At 70.3% G+C, this 18,414-nt stretch carries 17 protein-coding genes and 1 pseudogene; 8 read left to right on the forward strand and 10 right to left on the reverse strand.

Going from position 1 to position 18,414, the window contains the following annotated elements; translation table 11 throughout:
* Nucleotides 1–3: 3 nt before the first annotated feature.
* From ACWCXB_RS25420 to ACWCXB_RS25435, 4 genes are all read right to left on the reverse strand, one after another.
* Nucleotides 4–1,077, reverse strand: coding sequence for an alkene reductase (locus ACWCXB_RS25420; protein WP_450725831.1), 1,074 nt, complete (start codon nt 1,075–1,077; stop codon nt 4–6).
* A 335-nt stretch (nt 1,078–1,412) separates the two neighbouring features.
* Nucleotides 1,413–2,213 carry an MBL fold metallo-hydrolase gene (locus ACWCXB_RS25425; protein WP_450725832.1) on the reverse strand — a complete coding sequence of 267 codons (801 nt, stop codon included), beginning with the start codon at nt 2,211–2,213 and terminating at the stop codon, nt 1,413–1,415.
* Complete coding sequence (locus ACWCXB_RS25430; RefSeq protein WP_450725834.1) at nt 2,210–2,344, reverse strand: hypothetical protein; 135 nt, start codon at nt 2,342–2,344, stop codon at nt 2,210–2,212. The genes ACWCXB_RS25425 and ACWCXB_RS25430 overlap by 4 nt, the downstream gene beginning before the upstream one ends.
* Nucleotides 2,341–2,952, reverse strand: a complete 612-nt coding sequence (locus ACWCXB_RS25435; RefSeq protein WP_450725835.1) for an ester cyclase — start codon at nt 2,950–2,952, stop codon at nt 2,341–2,343. Before ACWCXB_RS25435 ends, ACWCXB_RS25430 begins: the two co-directional genes overlap by 4 nt.
* Before the next feature lie 162 nt (nt 2,953–3,114).
* Between ACWCXB_RS25435 and ACWCXB_RS25440 the strand changes: the two are divergent.
* Nucleotides 3,115–3,343, forward strand: a pseudogene (locus ACWCXB_RS25440) (cupin domain-containing protein); the annotation flags it as partial.
* 37 nt (nt 3,344–3,380) lie between these two features.
* Here the strand turns inward: ACWCXB_RS25440 and ACWCXB_RS25445 are convergent.
* Complete coding sequence (locus ACWCXB_RS25445; RefSeq protein WP_450725837.1) at nt 3,381–4,475, reverse strand: NAD(P)/FAD-dependent oxidoreductase; 1,095 nt, start codon at nt 4,473–4,475, stop codon at nt 3,381–3,383.
* A gap of 321 nt (nt 4,476–4,796) precedes the next feature.
* Here ACWCXB_RS25445 and ACWCXB_RS25450 point away from each other — a divergent pair, with 321 nt between their 5' ends.
* Nucleotides 4,797–5,267, forward strand: coding sequence for an SsgA family sporulation/cell division regulator (locus tag ACWCXB_RS25450; protein ID WP_450725839.1), 471 nt, complete (start codon nt 4,797–4,799; stop codon nt 5,265–5,267).
* Nucleotides 5,268–5,947: 680 nt separating this feature from the next.
* Here ACWCXB_RS25450 and ACWCXB_RS25455 read toward each other — a convergent pair.
* From ACWCXB_RS25455 to ACWCXB_RS25470, 4 genes are all read right to left on the reverse strand, one after another.
* The gene (locus tag ACWCXB_RS25455; protein ID WP_450725840.1) at nt 5,948–7,168 is read right to left on the reverse strand and encodes an SDR family oxidoreductase; all 1,221 of its coding nucleotides are present in this window, start codon (nt 7,166–7,168) and stop codon (nt 5,948–5,950) included.
* 30 nt (nt 7,169–7,198) lie between these two features.
* On the reverse strand, nt 7,199–8,452 hold the full coding sequence (locus tag ACWCXB_RS25460; protein WP_450725842.1) for an acyl-CoA dehydrogenase family protein: 1,254 nt from the start codon (nt 8,450–8,452) through the stop codon (nt 7,199–7,201).
* Nucleotides 8,453–8,513: 61 nt separating this feature from the next.
* Nucleotides 8,514–9,731 (reverse strand): beta-ketoacyl-[acyl-carrier-protein] synthase family protein, encoded by a 1,218-nt coding sequence (locus tag ACWCXB_RS25465; RefSeq protein WP_450725844.1) that lies wholly within the window; start codon nt 9,729–9,731, stop codon nt 8,514–8,516.
* Nucleotides 9,728–9,979, reverse strand: a complete 252-nt coding sequence (locus tag ACWCXB_RS25470) for an acyl carrier protein (RefSeq protein WP_450725845.1) — start codon at nt 9,977–9,979, stop codon at nt 9,728–9,730. Before ACWCXB_RS25470 ends, ACWCXB_RS25465 begins: the two co-directional genes overlap by 4 nt.
* A 753-nt stretch (nt 9,980–10,732) precedes the next feature.
* Between ACWCXB_RS25470 and ACWCXB_RS25475 the strand changes: the two genes are divergently transcribed.
* The 3 genes from ACWCXB_RS25475 (at nt 10,733) to ACWCXB_RS25485 (ending at nt 14,777) form a co-directional block, all read left to right on the forward strand.
* Nucleotides 10,733–11,599, forward strand: coding sequence for a type VII secretion system-associated protein (locus ACWCXB_RS25475; protein ID WP_450725847.1), 867 nt, complete (start codon nt 10,733–10,735; stop codon nt 11,597–11,599).
* Nucleotides 11,600–11,647: 48 nt separating this feature from the next.
* Nucleotides 11,648–12,223, forward strand: coding sequence for a hypothetical protein (locus tag ACWCXB_RS25480; RefSeq protein WP_450725848.1), 576 nt, complete (start codon nt 11,648–11,650; stop codon nt 12,221–12,223).
* A 1,120-nt stretch (nt 12,224–13,343) separates the two neighbouring features.
* Nucleotides 13,344–14,777, forward strand: coding sequence for an amino acid permease (locus tag ACWCXB_RS25485; RefSeq protein WP_450725850.1), 1,434 nt, complete (start codon nt 13,344–13,346; stop codon nt 14,775–14,777).
* Nucleotides 14,778–14,963: 186 nt separating this feature from the next.
* On the opposite strand, the gene ACWCXB_RS25490 is transcribed toward ACWCXB_RS25485, so the two are convergent.
* On the reverse strand, nt 14,964–15,794 hold the full coding sequence (locus ACWCXB_RS25490; protein ID WP_450725852.1) for a helix-turn-helix transcriptional regulator: 831 nt from the start codon (nt 15,792–15,794) through the stop codon (nt 14,964–14,966).
* 103 nt (nt 15,795–15,897) lie between these two features.
* Between ACWCXB_RS25490 and ACWCXB_RS25495 the strand changes: the two genes are divergently transcribed.
* The 3 genes from ACWCXB_RS25495 to ACWCXB_RS25505 are packed head-to-tail and all read left to right on the forward strand — an operon-like array spanning nt 15,898 to nt 18,396.
* Entirely contained in the window at nt 15,898–16,743 is an 846-nt protein-coding gene (locus ACWCXB_RS25495) for an NAD(P)-dependent oxidoreductase (protein ID WP_450725853.1), read from the forward strand.
* Between the two features lie 46 nt (nt 16,744–16,789).
* On the forward strand, nt 16,790–17,419 hold the full coding sequence (locus ACWCXB_RS25500; protein WP_450725855.1) for a nuclear transport factor 2 family protein: 630 nt from the start codon (nt 16,790–16,792) through the stop codon (nt 17,417–17,419).
* Nucleotides 17,416–18,396 carry an alpha/beta hydrolase gene (locus ACWCXB_RS25505; RefSeq protein WP_450725857.1) on the forward strand — a complete coding sequence of 327 codons (981 nt, stop codon included), beginning with the start codon at nt 17,416–17,418 and terminating at the stop codon, nt 18,394–18,396. The genes ACWCXB_RS25500 and ACWCXB_RS25505 overlap by 4 nt, the downstream gene beginning before the upstream one ends.
* Nucleotides 18,397–18,414 lie beyond the last annotated feature (18 nt).

The following is an 18,414-nucleotide window of genomic DNA, read 5'->3' on the forward strand; positions in this document are numbered from 1 at the left end:
CATTCAGTCGGCGAGCATGGGGTAGTCGGTGTAGCCGCGGGTGTCGCCGCCGTAGAAGGTGGTGGGGTCGGGTTCGTTGAGGGGGGTGTGGTTCTGCCAGCGTCGTACGAGGTCGGGGTTGGCGATGAAGGCCCGGCCGACGGCGACGAGGTCCGCGATGCCGCCTTCGGTGTACCGGCGGGCCGCGGCGGCGTCGGTCATCGGGTACCAGCCGTCGCTGACGATGAGCGGGCCGTGGAAGCGGGTGCGGAGCCCGGTGACGAGCGGGCCGGTGGGATCGCCGATGGGGTGCAGGTAGGCGAGGCCCAGCGGGGAGATCGCGTCGACGAGCATGCCGTAGGTCTCCGCGGTCTCGGCGGGGTCGTCCTCGATCGCGCCGTGCAGGTTCACGCCCGGTGAGATGCGCAGGCCCACGCGTTCGCTGCCGATCGCGTCGGCCACGGCTTCGACCACCTCGATCGCGAACCTGGCCCGGGCGGCTGTGGATCCGCCGTAGCCGTCGGTGCGGTGGTTGGTGGACGGGGCGAGGAACTGGTGGATCAGGTACCCGTTGGCGCCGTGCAGTTCGATGCCGTCGAGGCCGGCCTCCACAGCGGCACGCGCGCTGTTCGCGTACTCCTCGACCACGGTGGGGATCTCCGCCGTGGTCAGGGCCCGGGGGGCGGCGTGCGGGCGCATGCCGCCGGCGGTGAAGATCTCGCCGGGGGCGGCCGGCGCGCTGGGGGCCACGGTCTCGTGGCCGTGCTTGTTGTCCGGGTGCGCGATCCGTCCCGCGTGCATGATCTGCGCGACGATGTGGCCGCCTTCCTCGTGCACCGCGTCGGCGACGTCGCGCCAGCCTTCGACCTGCGCGGGTGTGTGGAGGCCGGGGGTGTTCGCATACCCCTGTCCGGCGGGGCTGGGCTGCACGCCTTCGGTGATGATGAGGCCGGCGGTGGCCCGCTGGCGGTAGTACGTGGCGGTGGCGGGCCCGGGCACGCCGGAGGCGTCGGCGCGGCTGCGGGTCATGGGTGCCATGGCGATCCGGTTGGGCAGCGTCCACTTGCCGATGGTCACGGGGCTGAACAGGTCGGGCATCGGGTTTCTCCTGGGAACGGGGGACGGGAGGGTCAGGCGGTGGATGGCGATGACGGTGGCGTCTGGCCGCCCGGGCCGGTGGCCTCACGCTGGGCGCGGTCGAGGCGTTCGGGGGCAGGTGCGCCAGGCCGGGGCGCCGGACAGCTCGGCCGTCAGTGCCCGCACGCGCACGGAGCGCTGGGTGACGGCGAGGACGTGGGCGGTCTCGATGGGTAGGTCGCCGGCGATGACGCCCTGGTAGTGCCGGGCATGATCCGCAACTCGGGCTCGCCCTCGTACTCGGTGGCGATGGCCGCCGGCCAACCCGCGGTGTCGAAGACCGCGAGGAGCCGTTCTTATGGTGTGGTTCTGTTCTGCGCCCGGTACAGCAGCGTGGGGTCGTGGGCGTTGACCAGCAGAAGGCCGGGCGGGTTCTCGGCGCAGAGCTGGGTCAGACGACGGTGGTTTCCTGCGACTTGGGACCAGTCGGAGGCGATGGCTCGCTCCATGGCGGTCAGGGACTTCGGAACCCGGCCGATGCCGTCGATCTGTCCGTGGTGGTAGAAACAATCGCCAACGTGGAGGACCCAGTGGGTGCCTGCGTCGACAGCGACGGCGGCGTGTCCCCGAGAGTGGCCTGGCAGGCTGATCATGACGATGCCGTCGGCGATGTCGGTGAGCTCCTTGGCATTCGGGAACCCCCACCATGTCTCGCCCCCGTCGAGGGTGTGCGGAACGATCAAGGGGTCGTGCGTGCGGTGGGATGCGAGGTAGCGGCCCCGCTCGACGGCTCCCATCGGGTACAGGGCAGCGTGGTTCTCTGCAGTGGTGAGGTGGACCTGGGCCCAGGGGAAGTCGGCAAGCCCGCCCGTGTGGTCGGCGTCGAAGTGGGTGAGAACGACATGGCGTACATCTCGAGGGTCGTAGCCAAGTGCGGTTACCTGGTGGATCGCTGCCTCGGCGGTGTCGAAGGCGGGGCGGACGTAGAAGCGTGCTGCCCCGAAGCGTCCTGCCGGATCGGCGGCGTCCTGTAGGCCGAGGCCGCTGTCGACGAGTACGAGGCCGTTGTCGGACTCGATGAGCAGGACGTGGCAGACCAGTCCGTCGGGAGCTCGCCAGGGGCGCATGGTGCCGCAGTTGAGGTGGTGGACCTTCATACGAGTCTCGTCCGGATGTCGACGGCGCTGAGCCGCTCGGGCAGGTCGATCTCCTCCAGCAGCCACTGCACTCCCTTGCCACCGGTCAGAGCGCGCATCGTCGAAGCGGTCTCGTTGGTTCGCGTGGTCACGAACGTGCTCCGGTGTCCTGGGCGTCGAGGTTCGGCTCGGTGGTGTTCAGCAGTCGCGGGTCGGGCTTCGACCCCGCTGCGGTGAGTGCGCCGCGGAGGACGCGGGCGAGCTTGAGCAGGCCGGCGGGCTTGCGCTTGTCGAGGCCCGCGACCAACTGCTTGAGGATGGTGAGCTGGTCGAAGTAGACGCGCTCGGTGACTAGGCGCTCGTTCTCGTCGAAGATGAAGTACGCCGTCATCCTGGTGCGGTGTGTCGACCCGGTCGGCGGGATCTTGCCGAGCATCCCGTGGTGGGTGCCCTGCAGCCAGAACTCCACGATCACCGCATCGGCACTGTGGCGCAAAGCGATGAGCTCGTGGTCCTGGTCAGGGAACGCGACCCTGGTGTCGTGGTAGTAGCCGCGGACTTCGGAGTCGCCGTCGTGCACCAGCATCGGCGCGATCAGCTCGTAGTGCGGGTGAGGGAAGGTCGAGAGGGTGGCGTCCCAGTCCTGGAGGACCTCGTTACGGAAGTGGTCGAGCACGAGCCTTTCCCGGGCACGCAGGATGGCCTCCGCAGGCAGCGCGAACCGGGGGGGAGGCGACGGGTCGGCAGGTATGGCGGACATCTACTGTCTCCTGTCTCAGGCGGGCTGGGCGCTATGGCGGATCGCGCCGTGAGTAGAGTCGGCTTCGTGCCGGGATGGGTCCAGGAGCCGGTCAGCCTACTGGAGGGGAAGAACCGCAGGAACCGCCCATCGTGGTCCTCCCGCCACGGCCGCACGGGGGGCGAGCCGGAGACGCGGACGCACAAAGGTCCACGACTGGGTCTACGTCCTCGAAGGCCGGCTGCGACAGATCCTCGGCGACCGGGAAATCGTCCTCGACCCCGGCGAGGTCGCCGAGTTCGACACCCACGTGCCGCACTGGACGGGACCGGCCGATGCCCGACCCGTCGAACTCCTCGTGCTCTTCGGCAGCCAGAGCGAGCGCGCCCACCTGCGGGCGCGTGCAACCTGACGTCGCGGCAGCGGGCAGCGTACGCGGGCCCGTCGCGTCAGGCCTGCCGATGGTCACCGGGCGGCAGCAGGCCGTCGAGGCCGTGGCGGCGGGCGCCCATCACCCGCTCACAGAGCGCCGCCTCCGCCTCCGGAGTGAAGACACGCGCGGGATCCGCGGCCCGGCGGCGGGCGAGCGCGGTTTCGGTGTCGGCGGCCACCAGGTCGGCGTTGATGGCCGCCGCGGCCCGCACCCCCGCGGCGGCTGCCGCCGGTACCCCGTCCAGCACGTCCGCCACGTTGCCCGCCACCCACACCCCGGGCACAGCGGTGAGCCCGCCGCCATCCGACTCCACCTGGTCCCCGATGCCCCACGGATGCTCATACGCCGTCAGGCCGAGCCCCGCGAGAACATCGTCCCGGGCCTCGAACCGCGGCGCCACGACCAGCGCGGCAAGCGGAACCCGCAGTCCTGACGCCAGCCGTACGCCCGTCAGCCGGTCGTCCTCGATCTCCAGCCCGACGACCTCCCCGTCCACCACGGCGATCCCACGGGCCGCCAGCTTCTCCCACTCCTCCTCGCCCAGATCACCGTCGGTGTGCCGGAACAAGGTGACCTGATCGGACAGTTGACGGAAGAGCAAGGCCTGATGGACGGCCGCCGGACTGGTGGCCAGCACTCCGACCGGCTGGTCCCGTACCTCCCACCCGTGGCAGTACGGGCAGTGCAGCACGTCTCGCCCCCACCGCTCGCGCAGCCCGTCGAGGTCGGGAAGCCGGTCGACCAGCCCGGTGCTCACCAGCAGCCGACGCGCCCGAAAGCGGCGCCCGCCCGCCGTGGTGACGACGAATGCTTCGCCGTCCTGGCCGGCGGACACCGCCCGGTCGGTGACCACCCACCCGCCGTACGCGGCGACCTCTTCCCGTCCCAGGCGCAGCAGTTCGCCGGGGACGACGCCGTCCCGGGACAGCAGGCCGTGCACGCCGGAGGCGGGGGCGTTGCGGGGCTCGCCGGAGTCGAGGACCACCACCGACCGCCGGGACCGGGCGAGCGTCACCCCGCCGGACAGGCCGGCGACTCCACCACCGACGATCACGACATCGACGGCTGCGTCGATGCCGTGCTCGCTGGAGTTCTTCGCGATCTCAGTCATACCGGCACCCTCGCCCGGCGACCGCTCGCAAGCAAGGATTCGTGCCGTTTCAGCAACAACCCGGCGCGCAGCCCCTCGGCCTGGTGCCCGGCCCGCCAGTCCCCGCAGCGGGCGTGCGCGCTCAGGTCTCCGAACGTGTGGACCAGGCGCCGACGGCAGGGCCCGGAACCCGCCCGGCACACCGGGATTTCCCAGGGGCCGCGGCCGGCCCGCGGTCACGCAGCCGAACTCCCTCGAAAAAAATTCTCGGAAGTCGCGTAATGATCCCGCCCGACCCCCCTCTCTCCATGTGAAGGCCCACCGAGAGAGAGGCATCGTGTCATGCAGAACACCGAGAGCAACGTCGTCGTATGCGAGCTTGAGCTGCGGCTCGTTCTTTCCGCCGAGCACTCCTTCCCCGTCCCCGCCCGCCTCGCGTACCGCACGGACGACCCGTATGCCGTCCGCGTGGTCTTCCATATCGATTCCGAGCACTCGGTCGAGTGGACGTTCGCCCGTGAGCTGCTCATGGAGGGCATCGTCCGTCCGTGCGGTCACGGCGACGTCCGCGTCTGGCCCGGCAAGGTCGAGGGCCGCGATGTGATCGTGATGGCACTGTCGTCGAACGACGGTGACGCGTTCCTGGAGGCCCCGCGCGCACAGGTGTCCGCCTGGCTGGAGCGGACCGTGCGCGCGGTGCCGCCGGGCACCGAGACCGAGTGGCTCGGCATGGACGACGGTCTGGCCGCACTGCTCGCGACCCCGGTCACGACGGACGACCTGCAGTCCGAGCCCACCGCGGGTGAACGGTGACCCCCGAACGGGCGGCCCGAGCACCGGTTCGTACGACGAGGTCCATGAATCACATGGCGTAACGCCAGCAGAGGTTGGGATCCAGCAGAAGCTCCGCTACCGGTTCGCTGGGGTGTCGCCGCCTGTCCAGAGCCTCAGCCACTCGCAGCACCTCTCGTGCCTCCGCGTCGGCCGCCGGCCCACTCTCCCACGTCGCGACCGACTTGGCCCAGCGGAGCCATTCGAGACACTCAGGTGAGCAGCATGATCGGAGTCGGTCGGTCTTCCCGATCGTCCGTCCGCGGGGGAACTGACATCCAGGGCGCTTGCATCGTCGCTCGGCCACGCCGCCTCCATGACTTGGTATGCCGCCACGTCGGTGCAGGGCTGTGCCAAACCCGTACGCGCCTCGTTCGCGGTGGGAGAAGTAGGTCTCTCGAGGAACATCTCCGATCTTCTACGTCCCGCATCCATCCCCAGTTCGCTCGTGGCCACGGCCTGAGGTCTCCCCGTGATCTCGGACTCTCGCTGTCCGCGCCGCGACGGTGTGCTGCTGCCGTGGTCGCAGCGAAGACCTCGCCCGTGGGGGCGAGGCCGGAGTCCAGCGCGACGTCCCGCGCGGAGTCCGCCAGGCAGTTCGCCTGAGCCTGGTCGTCCGGCTGGGAGGCGGCCTCGGCCGGCGGGCCCCGGAGAGCGGTCGGTCAGCCGCCCGCGGCGGTACGGGTGACGGTGCTCGGGCCCGCTGCCGTACCGCTGCCGCCGGCCGTGGTTTCGGCGGCGTCGGGACGAGACCTGGGCGCGGGCACGCGGGTGGCGGGGTAGCGGCGGGCGAGCTCGTCGCGGTAGTAGACGCCGAAGAGGCGGTTGAGCAGTTCGGCGTCCATGGGGTAGTCCGATGTGCGGGAGGCGGGGAGCGCGGCTCGGGCGTGGTCGCGCCGGAAGCGGTGGTCGTGGGTGAGGTAGCCGCTGTAGAACTCGTCGAGCAGTGCGGCGAGGTGCTGATCCGCGGGACGCAGCCGGCTCTCGTCCTCCACCAGCTCGTAGAGGGAGATGCCGAGTTGCTGGAAGATCGCCTGCACGGCGGCGCCGACGGTGGGAGGGGTGGGGTTGGTGAGGTGGAAGATGCGGTGCTGCGTTGACGAAAGGGCGATGTCGACCATGTCCCGTGCGACATGGTCGACAGGGACGAGGTTGGCCGGCAGCTCCGGGCGGGCGACGAGTCGGATGGGGTGGTGCCCGCCTTCCAGAAGGGGACGGAAGCTGCGGTGGACGGCGATGCGGCGCATCATGCCGTAAATGCCGGTATAGGGGCCGCCGCAGGCCAGCGTGGTGTGGTGACCGACGACTCCGGAGGGGCGGAAGACACGGGTGCGAAGGGGGGCGTTGAGCACGATGCGCTCTGCTGCGATCTTGCTGGCTTCGTAGAACTCGCGGGGCATGGGGTCGGTGATGGGGCGCTCGGAAATCTCGCCTTGGCCGTGGCCGGCGACGAAAGCCGTGGAGACGTAGTTGAACGCCTCGCAGCCCAGCTGGGTGGCCAGCGTGACGGCGCGGCGGGTGCCGGCGGTGTTGGTGGCGAACAGACGGCGCCGCTGGGCCTCCCCGAAGGCGATCAGGGCACCTGAGTGCCAGAAGACGGCCGGGGCGATGGATGTCAGGGTGGCCGCGTCGATGCCCAGGCCGGGCTGAGTGAGGTCGGCGGGGACCGCCCTGACAAGCCGCAGGGCCCGCTGGATGATCGCCGGGTCGGTGCGGTAGGCATGTGCGGCCGAGGCCAAGGCTCTGGTCAGCCGGCCGGCGGCGCCGTCGGCGCCGGGCCGAACCAGGCAGATGATGTCGTCGTCGAAGCGGGAGGCGAGTTCCAGCACGAGGGCGGCGCCGACGAGGCCGGTCGCACCGGTCACGATATGGGTGCGCTTCATGATCTCTTCCTTGCGGCGGAGGTGAGTTCGTCAGGTGCGGGCGGCTGCGCGGATCACGAAGCGCTGGTAGATCATTTCGCGCAGTACGTCCTCTCCGCCTTCGACGATGGAGACGTAGCGCATGTCCCGGGCCAGCTTCCCGACGGACAGGTCGTGGGTATAGCCGAGGCCTCCGAACATCTCCGACCCGGTGCCGGCGATCTGCCAGCCGGTCTGGCCGCAGAAGACCTTGCCGGCGATGATCGGTTTGAGGGCGCCCGCCCGCAGCAGCCGTCGTGCGGCGTCGGGCCGGGCGCGCAGCTGGTCGTAAGCGCGGGCACCGGCCAGGCACTGGTTGCGCATGACGTCGATGAGGAGTTCCATCTGTGCCAGCTTGGCGGCGAAGACGGGGTGGGCGGTGAGACGCTGGCCGCGGACGGACTTCCCCTTGGCGTAGTCCATGCACACATCGCGGATGCGCCGGGCGATGCCGAGGGCGGAGGCGGCCATGAAGAGCCGGCTGGCGTTCAGCCCGACCTCCAGCACTTGCAGGCCGTGACCGGACAGCGCGTGGTCGGCGGGTACCCGGCATCCTTCGAACGCGACCTGGTAGACGCCGGCTGAGCGGACGCCCACCAGCGGCCAGCGGCGGACGATCCGCACCCCGGGCAGATCCCGGGGGACGACCACCATCACATAGCGGGTGGGCGTGTCAGGGGTCTTGGCGAGCACCACGAGGAAGTCGGCGAAGTCGGCGTTGGCTGAGAAGAACTTCTCACCGGTGAGGACCAGGTCGTCGCCGTCGCGTGCGGCCACAGTACTGATCCTCGCCAGCTCGCTGCCCGCCTCCTGCTCGCTGGCCAGCGTCGCGCAGCAACCGCCCTTCTCCGCCAACGGCCGCAGATAGCGTTCGCGCAGCTCGGCGGAGCCGTACAGGGCGATCATGCTGGATCCCAGGACGGAGACGGCCAGGGTGATCACGGCCCCGGCGTCGCCGTACGCGAGTTCCGAGACGATGTCCACGCTCTCTTCCAGGGAGCACGCGGGCCCGCCGACGTCGCCAGGCAGCCACCAGTTGGCCAGACCACGCTCGTGGAAGGCGCGGATGAACGGGAGCGGCGCCTCGGGCTGGGAGTCGAGGAACGACTGTTGCGGCAGGAGGACCTCACGTGCGAAGTCGCGCACCCGCTGGACGCGTTCGGCGGGTGCGCCGGGCTGCCCGTCGACGGACGGGCTCGAGGGAGAGGGTGTGAGGCGTGTCGTCTGGCTGGGGACGCGGGGCGTTGCGAGCGACGAGTGATTCATGGGTCGGGCTCCAGGCTGAGGGGCGCTCGATACGGGTCGGCCGGCGGGGTTACCGGCCGGGTCAGCGGAAGAGCAGTACGGCGTTGTGGCCGCCGAAGCCGAGCGAGGTGCTCATGGCCAGGTCGATGGGGTGTTTGCGGGCCTCGTCGGTGACCAGATCGAGGTCGACACCGGCGTCGGGCTTCTCCAGGTTGGCTGTCGGCGGGACCAGCTGGTCGGTCAGGGCCCGCACGGTGAGGACCGCCTCGACCGCGCCGGCCGCGCCCAGCAGGTGGCCGGTGACGCCCTTGGTGGAGGTGACCGCGGCCCGTGAACCGACGACCTGCGCCAACGCGGCGGCTTCGGCCCGGTCGTTGGCGAGGGTGCCGGTGCCGTGCGCGTTGACGTGATCGATGTCCCGACCCGACACACGGGCCTGCTCGAGTGCGAGGCGAATCGCCCGGCGGAAGCCGACGGCTTCGGGGTCGGGGGCCACGGGGTGCAGCGCGTCGGTGGTGGCACCGTAGCCGGCCAGTTCGGCATGACCGCGGCCGCCCCGCCGCCGGACGTCCGCGGCTCGCTCCAGGACCATGAAGCCCGCACCTTCACCCATGACGAAGCCGTCGCGGTCGGCGTCGAAGGGGCGGCTGGCGGCACGCGGATCGTCGCGGCGCCTGGACAAGGTGCCCATGTTGGCGAAGGCGGTGCTGTAGAGCCGGGTGATGACGGCCTCGGTACCGCCGGCCAGGGCGATCCGGCAGGATCCGGCGCGCAGCAGAGCCGCGGCCAGTCCGATGGCACTGGCGCCGGCGGCGCACGCGGTGGAGACCTGCAGGCTCGGACCGCGTGCGCCGAAGGCGATGGCCAGCTGTCCGGCGACCATGTTCGGCAGGGACACCGGCAGGGTGAGCGGTGAGACCAGCGCGGGGCCGTCACCGGTCAGGTGCAGGTGCTGCTCCTCCACCGTCCGCACGTCACCGGCCGCGTTGCCGACCACGACGGCAACCGACTCACCGTCCCAGTGGGCCGGGTCCAGCCCGGCATCGGCGACGGCCTCGGCGGCAGCGGCCAAGGCGAGCTGGGTGAAACGGCCCAGGCGGCGGGTTTCCGGCCGTCCGGTGTGGCGGCGCGGGTCGAAGCCGGGCACGCGACAGGAGAAATCCACGGCCAGCCCGGCCAGTGCGGGATCCGTGGCAGCGGTGGGCGTGCCCGCGCACACGGTGTGCCAGGTGGTCTCGGTTCCGATTCCGGCCGGGGTGACCAGCCCGAGGCCGGTGACACTGATCGGCCCGGTGGTCACGGCCGGGCCGACGGGGCGGGGGTAGCGGTGTCCATCAGCCGGCACACGTCGGCTACGGTCGCCTGGGTGCTGCCGTCGCCGTCGGACAGCAGTAGCCCGTATCGGCTGTGGATGTTGACACGGAGCTCTTCCACTCCCAGGGAGTCGATGCCCAGCTCGGCCAGCGATACCTCGGGCGCGATCTCGTCGGGGGTGACTTCGAAGACCTCCACCAGCAGGTCGGCGAGCCGGTCGTAGTTCGTCACCATGAGTTCTCCTCCATCAGGGTGGGCCGACAGCCGCACGGCGCGGCCGCGGGGGCGGCGACCGACGGCGCGGGCCCGCCGGTGGTGAGGCGGGGCTCAGGGAGTCCAGCCCAAGTCCTTGGAACATTCGGTGTCGGGGCGCACAGACCCGCTGATCCGTTCTCCCGGTCGACGACATCACCGCATCGCTCGCACGTCTCTGCGTCATGCTCGCCTCCCGCCCGCACACCACATCCGGATGGTGGTTTGGTGTACCGGCGCGGGTTGACAACCAACCGGACCGGATACCCGCACGCCGGGCGGCAAGGAGTGAGGGACCGAGGAGTCAACCAACTGATGCGTTGTGTATGGTCAACGTACCAGCTCGCAGGGCCCATTGGCAGCGATGTCATCTCAGCTCGTCGAATCATGGATCGACGTGATCCGCACGCTGCTCCACACCCCGCACCGACCCACCCGTCGTCGTCCAGCTGAGCGGAGAGCGGACCATCCGGCCTCCAGCCGCCACCAGGCCTCAACGGCTCGGACACCGGCCGGAGCGGACCGCCCCTGCACCTCTCACGGGGGATGCGACGCCACGCCGCCCCGGACTCAACCGGTCGCTGCTCCCGGTCGTAGGGATGTGTGTCCGAGTGGATGTCGATCACGCGCCCCCCTGGCGCGGCGCGGCACCGGTGTTGTGTGATGGCGTGACGGTGTTGGTGTCTCGCGCCCTTTGGTTGGTTGCTGGACGGTCGAGAGGATGCGGAGCCTGAGATGAGCGACGACGAGTCGGCGATGGGTGAGCCGGTCGGTGCCGGCGGTGTGGAACCGTCCGAACCTCAGGAACCACCCGAGTCCCTGGAGTCCCTGGATCCACTGGAGGCTCTGGGGACTCCGGAGTGGCCCGAGGAGCTCGTGGAGCTCGCGGAGCTGGCGCCGGACCATCTGATCCGGATCGTGGATTCGGCCTGGACGGCGGATCGTGGAGATCCGCCCGAATGGGCGGTGGGCGGCGCGTGGTTGACCGACTCGGACGGCAAGATCGTCGAGGGGGAGATCAACGAGAACTACCGTCCGTCGCCGCTGACGCTGGGCTGGGCCGCACCGGTGGACTCCCTGGACGAGGCGGTGCAGCTCGCCGCCACCGGGTACGGACCGGAGTCCGAGGTGGCCCGTCAGCTCGCGGAAGTCGCCCGGGTGATGGTGTTCCTGGACGAGGACGGGGAGCCGGCGGTGGTACGGGCCCCTGACGGGGCGGACGTGGTGTCCGTTTCCTGCGCCGGGCTCGACGTGGACGAGACGGAGCACCCGTACGCACGGATGCCGGTCACGGAACTGCTGGAACGCACGGAGAGCCGGTACGGCCTGCATTTCCTGAGCCCGACCGCCCCGGTGAGCGCCGTGGTGACCCCGCAGGCCCTGCTGAGCGCACTGGAGGGGCGGTCCGCGAGCGAGGAGCCCCTCGCCGGGGACGCCGGGGAAGCGGCTGTCACGGCACCGGTTCCGGACCCGGCCCGGGGACAGGCCCAGGAAGCCGACGCCGACGCCGACACCCGCGCGCGGGACCCCCGGACCAGGCCGATCGACGACCTCATCCTGCCCGAAGGAGACGTCGACCCCACCACGGCCCCTTTCAACTAGCCCGGCCCCCCTACCGTTCCCTCAGCCAGCAACAGGAGTCACGAAGTCATGATGTGGTTCAAGGGCCCGGGCCGGATCACCGTCATCGCGGTGGACGCCGCCTGGTCGCAGCGAGCGGTCGTACGACCGGACGGTGACGGTGACGGCGAGCCCGTCGTCATCCCCGGCGTCGTGGGCAGCACCGCGCAGGTGGGCGCCGGAGGCTTCCGGCTGACCCTGGAGCACGACCCCGGAGGAGGCTGGCGGCCCAACGTGCGGATGGTGCAGGCGAGCCGGACGCGCAGGGGCCGCAGCGACATCCAGGTGATCCGCAGCAAGGACAGGGACTGGGACGGCGATCGAGACGAGAACGATCTCGTCGTGCGCCTGGAGACGTTCCCCGACGCACCGTGGGCCGAGGAGTACCCCGAGGAGACTCCGGCGCCGCAGCGCCACGGGAGTCCGGCGGGTGGCACCGCATCTTCCGGGGTACCCGCCGGGGCAGGGCGCATCAGCACCGTCTCGACGGGCTCCGGCGGCACCGGCCGGGGCGGCCATTCCCGGAGCGAGGACGAGGCCGGGAGCGGCCGGGCCGGCGCCGCCGCCCGGATTCCCAGCGGCGGAACGCGCGCGCGGCGCAGGTGAGCGGAGGATCCGGGGCCCTGTTCCTGGCCCCGGCCGTCCGCGGGACGCCCAGGCGAACAGCACCGTACGGGTCCGTCCGCGGCTCCGCGACGGGGAACGGCCTCCGCGCCCGCGCCGCGGGACAGACGACGGCGCGAACAGCTCGCGCGGCCGGCACCGGCCGGCGGGTTCCGCTTCCGAGGGTTGGTATGGCCGACTCGGGTGATCGGGATGATCCGAGGCCGAGCGGCAGACGTAGTCGAGGTCAAGACGCCCGACGAACACCAATTGTCGGGCGGCCGACGTCACCACCCACCGGGAGACAGGCGATGACACGTGAAGAGTACGTTCGTGCGGACACCCTGAACCTCCTGGGCTCCGACGTGCGGTCCGCGGAGTGGGAGGAGCTCTTGGGGCGTCTCCCTGAAGCGCCGCGAAGCGACGGCGAGCCGAGCGCGGTTGAGAAGGGGGGTGAACGACGCAACCGGACGACGAGCCTCCCCGGACTGTCGGCCGGTGCGAGCACCGGGTGATCCGGCCACCGCTCCGGGCGCCGACCCACCCGGTGGTGGATTCCCGGGAACTCTCCCCGCCATGGGTGGAGTTCGGGGAGCCGCCACAGAGACCGGGCAAACCAGGCACCGGCGGTTGGTGGGCGGCGTGCCGCCGAACGCGCAGAAGGTGTGCGCGGAGGGGATGTCCACACCAACCAGCACCACACCTTGAGAACGACATGGCCTGGGCCGTCACCACGGGGGGACGGCCCAGGCCACCACTATGCCAGAACCCATCCGGTCGTGGGTAGTGTTTCGCGTGGATGTTGTTCGGTAACGGACCGACGAGTGTGACGGGTACCCCTGCCGTGCCGCGTATGCCGATTCTCGATTTCGGTAACGATCGCGTTACTTGACCGGCTAGTTCCAAGGCCCAGGGTGATCCTCATTCGCAGGTTGTTAAGCGCGGCCTCGCGTTCTTGTGGTAAACATACGCTAGGTCAGCCGTGGTGGTCTCATTCAACCATGGTTTGAAGTGGCCGGCTTTTGTCCGGTAGTTGAGGCAGGGTGTCGGTGGGACACCGCCTGATCGTTGACCGGAAGCGTCGTTCCGTCCGCGCCGGTCCCGCATCCTTAAGGAATCGTCCATGACCTCGCAGCCGACCCTTGCGGAGGCAGGCGGAACCACCGGGGACCCCGGTAGTCCGCGGCCTTCTGACGGTCTGAAAGCCGGACTCAAGAACCGGCATCTGTCCATGATCGCCATTGGTGGTGTCATCGGCGCCGGACTGTTCGTCGGGTCTTCCGGTGGTATCGCCGCGGCCGGTCCCGCCATCCTGATCTCGTACCTCCTTGTCGGTGCGCTGGTCGTCTTCGTGATGCGGATGCTCGGTGAGATGGCGGCCGCGAGCCCGAACTCGGGTTCCTTCTCCGCGTACGCCGATCAGGCGCTCGGCCGCTGGGCCGGTTTCACCATCGGCTGGCTGTACTGGTTCTTCTGGGTGGTGGTGCTGGCCGTGGAGGCGACGGCGGGCGCGGTGATCCTCGAGGGCTGGGTCCCGGCGGTGCCGCAGTGGGCCTGGGCGCTGATCGTGATGGTCGTCCTGACGGTCACCAACCTGGCCTCGGTGTCGTCGTACGGTGAGTTCGAGTTCTGGTTCGCGGGTATCAAGGTCGTCGCCATCGGCGCGTTCGTGGTCGTCGGCCTGCTGGCTGTCTTCGGTCTGCTGCCGGGCTCGGACAATCCGGGCGCGGGCTTCGCGCACCTGACCGACGCCGGTGGTTTCCTGCCCAACGGTGCGGGCGCGATCCTCACCGGTGTGCTGATGGTCGTCTTCTCCTTCATGGGCAGTGAGATCGTCACGCTGGCCGCCGGTGAGTCGCAGGACCCGCGCCGCGCGGTCACCAAGGCCACCAACAGCGTGATCTGGCGGATCGCCGTCTTCTACCTGGGCTCGATCTTCGTGGTCCTGACGCTGCTGCCCTGGAACGACAAGTCGATCGTCGAGAAGGGCTCGTACGTCGCCGCCCTGGACTCCATCGGCATCCCGGCCGCCGGCCAGATCATGAACGTCATCGTCCTGACGGCCGTGCTCTCCTGCCTGAACTCCGGCCTGTACACCGCCTCGCGCATGGCGTTCTCGCTGGGCGAGCGCGGCGACGCCCCGAAGGCCTTCGCCAAGGTCAACGCCAAGGGCGTGCCGACGTGGGCGATCCTGGGCTCCGTGGTCTTCGGCTTCATCGCCGTCTACTTCAACTACGCGTTCAAGGACACGGTCTTCCTGTTCCTGCTGAACTCCTCGGGTGCCATCGCTCTGTTCGTCTGGCTGGTGATCTGCTTCACCCAGCTGCGGATGCGCGGAATCCTGATGCACCTGGCCCCTGAGAAGGTGACGGTGAAGATGTGGCTCTTCCCGTACCTGACCTGGGCGACGGCCGCGATGATCGTCTTCGTGCTGGGCTACATGCTCTACGACGACGCCAATCGCGAGGTCGTGCTGCTGTCGCTGCTGGTCGCGGCGGTCGTGCTGGCCGTCGGCTTCGTGCTCGACCTCAGGCGCAAGGCGGCCGCCAAAGCCTGAACCGCTCCCCAGCCACGCCGACCGGGCAAGCCCGGGTCACGCACTCTGCGGATTCCACAGGGCGTGGCACCACAGGACCGGTGGCTGGTCACGCCGCGAGCATTTCATACAGGTGCTCGGCTGGGACCTCCCAGCCGAGCACCTTGGCGATCAGGCGTGCTGCAACCGTGGCCGACGGATTGTCGGCTACCCGGTGAGTGCCTGGGTGCCTATGACGGCGAGGAGCGCGAGGCGTTCGGCGTCCTGGCTGCCGGGTTCGGCGGTGTAGATCATGATGCGCAGGTCGTTGCCGGCGACGACGAGTACGTCGCAGTCCAGCGTGAGAGCGCCGACGTGGGGGTGGTCGATGGTCTTGCGGGCGGACTGGTGCTGGCCGACGGCACCGGATTCCCAGAGGTCATCGAACTCGGCGCTTTTGATGCGCAGTTGGGAGATGAGGTGCTGCAGTCGCTGATCGGCCGGGTAGCGGCCTGCTGTTCTGCGCAGGTCGGCGACCTGCGCGGCACGTAGTGCGCCCCGGGATTCGGGGGTGTGACGTACGCGGGTGCCGGTGCCGAGGAAGTTGCGCCACACGGCGTTGAGGTCGTTGCCGTGCCATTCCCCCATCAGCGCCGTGTACAGGGGGTTGGCGAGCAGCTGGGTCCATGCGGCGTCGAAGACCACGACGGGTGTGCCGGCGAGCCGGTCCAGCATCCGCTGGACGTTGGGCGTGATGTACGCCGCGACCGTTTCCGGGCCCGGGGGAACGAGACCGGCGAGTTGGAAGAGATGGGCGCGCCCGCCGCCGGTGAGCCGCAGGGCCCGGGCGAGAGCTTCGACGACCTGTGCGGAGGGGTTGGTGGCCCGGCCCTGTTCGAGACGGGTGACGTAGTCGACGGAGATGCCGGCCAGCTGGGCCAGCTCTTCGCGCCGCAGCCCCGCGGCGCGCCGGCGGCCGCCGGCGGGAAGGCCCGCCGTCTCCGGTGAGACCTGGTCACGCCATCGCCGCAGGGCTGCGCCGAGTTCTGTCGTTGCCATACCGGACAGTCTCGCTCATGCGCCACAAGGCGCGCCTGGTACTGGCAGTCCTATGAAGGCGGGTCTACTGCCTGTTCCTGTGTTCTGTGCCCATCGTGGAGGCATGACAGCGACAGGAACATCTGCCGTCCCCGCGGTGGGCTGGATCGGACTGGGCGACCAGGGCCTGCCCATGGCGAGGGCCGTCGCCGAAGCCGGGTTCCCCCTGCACGCCTGGGCCCGGCGGCCCGTTTCCCTCGACGGGCTGAGCGGTGTGCCGCACGTCCGCCACAACGACATCAAGTCCCTGGCCGCCGCGAGCGACATCGTCGCCCTGTGCGTCGGCACGGACGACGACGTTCTGCGGGTGGCCGAGCGGTTGCTGGACGGGCTGCGTCCGGGGTCGGTCGTCGTCAATCACGGTACGGGCCTGCCCAGCGCCGCCGTGCGGCTCACCGAGGTGTGCGCCACGGCCGGCGTCGCGGTGCTGGACGCCCCGGTCAGCGGCGGCCGACCGGCCGCTGAAGAGCACCGGCTGACCACCATGGTCGGCGGACCGCAGCCGGTGGCCGAGCGGTGCGAGAAGGTCTTCACCTCCTTCTCCCGCCACGTCGTCCACCTCGGCGCCGCAGGAGCCGGGCAGGAGGCGAAGCTGTTCAACAACGCGCTGCTGATGCTGAACCAGGCCGCCATCGTGGACATCGTCGACCTGGCCACCCGGCTGAAGCTGAATGTCCCCCAGCTGGTCGGGGTGCTGAAACTGGGCAGCGCCTCCAGCGCCGCCCTGACCTTGCTGAACACCATGGTCACCCCCGACACCGTCGAGCACCTCTCCGCTGTCGAGGCGCTGGACATGGAGCTGTTCGACCAGGCCATGGGCGAGGCGGGCATCGACTCTGCCGCTGTCACCGCGCGGGGACTCGCCGGCGCCCGCGGGCTGCCCGGCCTCTTGGGCCGGCTCAACCCCTGAAATCCCTCTTCACCTCACCCGTCGGCAAGGGACAAGGAGGCCCGTCATGAGCGCGGAAGACGTCGCGCAGCTGGTGCTGCGTGAGCGGCAGAGCCGGGATCGCGGCTGGTACGAGGAGATGGCGGCCTGCTTCGCCGAGGACTCGGTCGTGAAGATGAGCTGGTTCTCCGGCAGCGGCGCCGGCTTCGTCCGGGCGACCCGAGACATGACCGGCCGCGGCGACCTTGCGGTCCACCGCCTGGGCCCGCCGACCGTGCGCATCGATCAGGACCGCGCGCTGGTGGAACTGCCACTGGTCATCGAGCGGCGTATCGATGTCGACGGGGTCGAGGCCGACATTGCTTCCGCCTGCCGCTCGCAGTACCGGGCCCAGCACGGCACTGACGGCGTCTGGCGAATCGTACGGATCACGTCGATCTACGAGAAGGACTCCCTCACCCCGGCCCTGCCCAACACCCGCCTGGCCATCGACCCGCAGCTCCTGGCCGCTTACCGACCCTCCTACCGGTGCCTGGCCTGGGACCTGAACCGCAAGGGCTACCAGGTCGGCGACGACCAGCTCGGCGACGATCGGCCGGAGGCCGTCCAGGCCCAGTACCGGGACGACATGACCTGGCTTCACGAGAGCCGCACCCCGGCCACCGCGGCCGGCGGCCGAAAGGACGGATCCGCATGAGCAGGGAACAGCGCCTCCGGGTTGACGCAATGCTGAGGCAGCCCCGCCCCGGGGGCCCGCAGTCGGTCGAGGCGTTCCGAGACCGATTCACGTCGGTGATGGCCCAGATGATCGTGCCGGGCGGCATCCGCACCACGCGGACGACGCTCGGCGACCGACCCGCACTGCACGTCGCGCCGGACAGCAACCCGCGCCTCGGGACGATCCTGTACTTCCACGGCGGCGGCTGGGTGGCCGGCTCCCCTCAGACCGCGCTGTCGATGACGGGACACCTCGTGGCCAAGACCGGGTTCACGTCGTACTCGCTGGACTACCGGCTTGCCCCCGAGCACCCGTTCCCGGCAGCGATCGACGACGCGCTCAGCGCCTACCGCGCCCTCCTCGACAGCGGGCAGGAGCCTTCGGCCATCGCGTTCGCCGGGGACTCCGCCGGCGGCGCCCTCACCGTCACCACCTGCCTCGCCGCCCGCGACGCAGGGCTCCCGCTGCCCGCCGCGATCGTGGCCTTCTCGCCCTCCCTGGACGCTACCGGGTCGGGCGAGAGCATGGACACCAAGGCGGGTACCGACCCGATCTTCACCCGCGAGTACCTCAAGGAAACCATCGCGCCCCTGTACCTCGCGGGTCAGGACCCACACCAGCCGATGGTGAGCCCGGCCCTGTCCGCCGACCCGACCGGCTTCCCGCCGATGCTCCTCCAAGCGGGCACGAACGAGGTCCTCCTGGACGACTCGACCCGCATGGCCGCCCGCGCCCGCACCGCCGGCGTGAGTGTGATCCTCGACATCACCGCCGACGTGCCCCACGTGTTCCAGTCCTTCGCCGGCGTTCTCGACGAGGCCGACGCGGCACTGGAGCGCGCAGCCCTCTTCCTCACCCAGCACGTCCGCAGCGGCGAACCGGCGGCCGTGTCAGCGCGGGTAAGGCCCGGAGCCGCCCGGCCCTCCAGCAGGCGGGCTCCGGGCCGGGCTGCCTGACGGCCCGAACAGGTGTCA

The sequence above is a fragment of the Streptomyces sp. NPDC001514 genome (genome assembly GCF_053597075.1).